This window comes from Micromonospora sp. NPDC049799, assembly GCF_040656655.1.
Taxonomy (GTDB): Bacteria; Actinomycetota; Actinomycetes; order Mycobacteriales; family Micromonosporaceae; genus Micromonospora.
Genome location: NZ_JBFAMU010000597.1, coordinates 1 through 2,800, shown reverse-complemented (window position 1 = coordinate 2,800; position 2,800 = coordinate 1). Strand labels below are relative to the sequence as shown.

Below are 2,800 nucleotides of genomic sequence, written 5' to 3'. Positions count from 1 at the left end.
AGGGTCGCCGCCGCGCCGACGACCAGCGCGAGGTGCACGACCGGAGCGACCCGCCGGGCCCGTCCCGGACCGGCGGCCCGGGCGTACGCGACCAGCGCCACCACCGCGGCGATCACCAGCAGCACGGGGTAGAGCAGCCCGAACCACCGCGCCCAGGGGGCGCACCCGTCGATCGGGCAGAGATTGTGGGCCAGCGGCACCCCCTCCAGCAGCGCGCCGCGCACCCGCTCCGACCACGTCGGGATCGACCCGGCCCGGGTGCTGATCTCCCGGAACACCGACAGCGAGTCCTCCCCGGGCGGGGCGACCAGGTTGCCGCGGATCATCGGGGCGACACCGACGGCGAACCCGACCACCAGCAGCAGGCCCGGCCAGCCCAGCAGTTCCCGCCGCACCACCCACAGCAGCACCAGGCCGGCCACCCCCAGGTACGGCAGGATCAGCCAGTCCGACCACACGGCCAGCCCGGCGAGCAGGCCGAACGCCCCGACGGCCAGCTGGCGGTGGCGGACCGTTCCCCGGGCGAGCCCCACCGTCACCAGGAGCATCACCAGGACCGCCACCTTCACCTCGGGCCGCCCACCGACCACGGTGAGCTGGTCCCGGACCACCCGTTCCGACCCGAGCGCGAGCAGGCCGACGACGAACGTGGCGAACCACGGCGAGGCGATCCGCCGGGTCAGCCGGTGGATCAGCCAGAGGAACAGCGCGTACAACGCCAACAGCGGCAGCCGCAGCACCGGCCAGCTCGGCCCGGCGATCGCGATTCCGGGCGCGGCCAGGTACGACTCCAGCACTCCCATGTAGCGCTGCCCGTAGAGGAAGACCGGGAACTCCCGCCCCTGGGCGATGTGCAGCGCGATGAGTCCGAAGGTGGCCTCGTCGCTGTTCGACGGCGGCACCGTGGCAAGGGTCAGGACCAGCCGGTACGCGACTCCGGCGACCCCCAGGAGCAGCGCGACGAGCGCCGGCCGGTCGAGCCGGGGACGCCACCGCCCCCCGCGTTCATCAGATTGCGACACGACCAACGCCCCCGTCGTCGTCCCGACCGGAGTGTTTCACGTGGTCGCGGGGGGCCGGGGCGGTTCGCCGTGAAGGGGGTGCCGGTGGTGCCGCCGGGCGCCCGCCGGCGAATCGCCTCGCGTGGCCGAGGCGGCCGGCTTGTGGCAGGGTTGCACCGTGCCACCCACTCCCGCTGGCCAGCTGGCCATCCCCAACCTGCACCGGGCCGCGCGGATCGAGGACGCCGTCCACCATCTCGTGTCGCGACGGCTGCGGCGGACCGGGTGGCGGACGAACGTCATCGCCTACACCGGCTACGGTGCGCCCGGCTGGGTACGGGTGATGTGTCGGGTGCTGCTGGGACGACCGGACACCCGCCAGCGCGGCCGGCTGGAGAAGGTCCGGGGCTGGCGCAGCTTCACCACCCTGCCCGCCAAGCACGTCACGGTGACCATCGAGGCCGGCGGGGTGACCCACGAGACGCAGGCGGACCGCAGCGGCTTCGTCGACGTCACCGTCGAGGCCCACCTGCCGCCCGGCTGGGGTTCGGTGCGGATCAGCGTGCCGGACGCCGAGCCGGTCGAGGCGCCCGTCCGCATCCTCGACCCCGAGGTGCGCTTCGGCATCCTCTCCGACATCGACGACACGGTGATGGTCACCGCGCTGCCCCGCCCGCTGCTCGCCGCGTGGAACACGTTCGTCCTCGACGAGCACGCCCGCAACGCGGTGCCCGGCATGGCGGTGCTGTACGAGCGGCTGGTCACCGCCCACCCCGGTGCCCCGGTCTTCTACCTCTCCACCGGCGCGTGGAACGTCGCCCCCACGCTCACCCGCTTCCTGTCGCGGCACCTCTACCCGGCCGGGCCGCTGCTGCTGACCGACTGGGGCCCGACCCAGGACCGCTGGTTCCGCAGCGGCAAGGAGCACAAGCGGATCACCCTGGCCCGGCTGGCCAAGGAGTTCCCGGAGGTCAAGTGGCTGCTGGTCGGCGACGACGGGCAGCACGACCAGGAGATCTACCGGGAGTTCGCCGCCGCCCACCCGGAGAACGTGGCCGGGGTGGCGATCCGACGGCTCTCGCCCACCCAGGCCGTCCTCGCCGGTAGCCTGCCCGCCCCCGCCGGCAGCTCGTCGGCCGGTCCGGTGGGGCAGAAGTGGCTCTCCGCCCCGGACGGCGCCGGCCTGTGGAAGCTGCTGCGGGACGCGGGCCTGGTCTGAGCGACGACCGGCCCGCGCCCCACACCGCCACTCAGTCGGTACGCGACGCTCCGGCCGGTTCGGGCAGGAGGTCCGCGCAGCCCGGCACCCGGGGATCGGCCACCTGGTAGACGGCGCCCGCCGTCCCGTCGCCGTTCACGCCCGACGTGCCCCTCGCCTGCCCTGGCACGACGCCCTGGTCCTGTGCGGCGCCCTGGTCCTGGGCCGCCGCCTCCGGCGCCTGGCGGGCGGCGCGAACCTGCTGGACGATCGCACGCAGCTGCTGGATCCGGGCGCGGATCTGGGCGATCCGGTTGGCTACCCGCTCACGGGCGGCCGCGCCCTGGGCGCCGCCGCCGGCCTGCTGCCCGCCGTTCCCAGCCTGCTGCCCGCCATCGTCGTCCTGCCGCTCGTCGTCGTCGGCCTGGTCGTCGTCGGCCTGGTCCGCGTCGCCCGCCTGTTCGGCCTCCGCGGCCTGCTGCCCGTCGGCCTGGTCGGCCGCCGCCTGCTGCCGGGCCGCGCGCCCGGCCTGGAGGATGCCCGCGATCAGGCCGAGGAGCCCGCCGACCGCGCCGAAGACCGCCGCCGCCCGACCCGCGCC

The 2,800-nt window shown here is 75.1% G+C and carries 2 protein-coding genes and 1 pseudogene; 1 reads left to right on the top strand and 2 read right to left on the bottom strand.

The window, feature by feature from the left end; all coding sequences use genetic code 11:
* Positions 1 to 1,022, bottom strand: a pseudogene (locus tag AB0I76_RS26945) (hypothetical protein); the annotation flags it as partial.
* 157 nt (positions 1,023 to 1,179) lie between these two features.
* Between AB0I76_RS26945 and AB0I76_RS26940 the strand changes: the two are divergent.
* On the top strand, positions 1,180 to 2,220 hold the full coding sequence (locus AB0I76_RS26940) for a phosphatase domain-containing protein (protein ID WP_357041043.1): 1,041 nt from the start codon (positions 1,180 to 1,182) through the stop codon (positions 2,218 to 2,220).
* Between the two features lie 31 nt (positions 2,221 to 2,251).
* Here AB0I76_RS26940 and AB0I76_RS26935 read toward each other — a convergent pair.
* Positions 2,252 to 2,800: hypothetical protein (locus tag AB0I76_RS26935; protein ID WP_357041041.1), on the bottom strand; the 549-nt coding region annotated here is incomplete at its 5' end.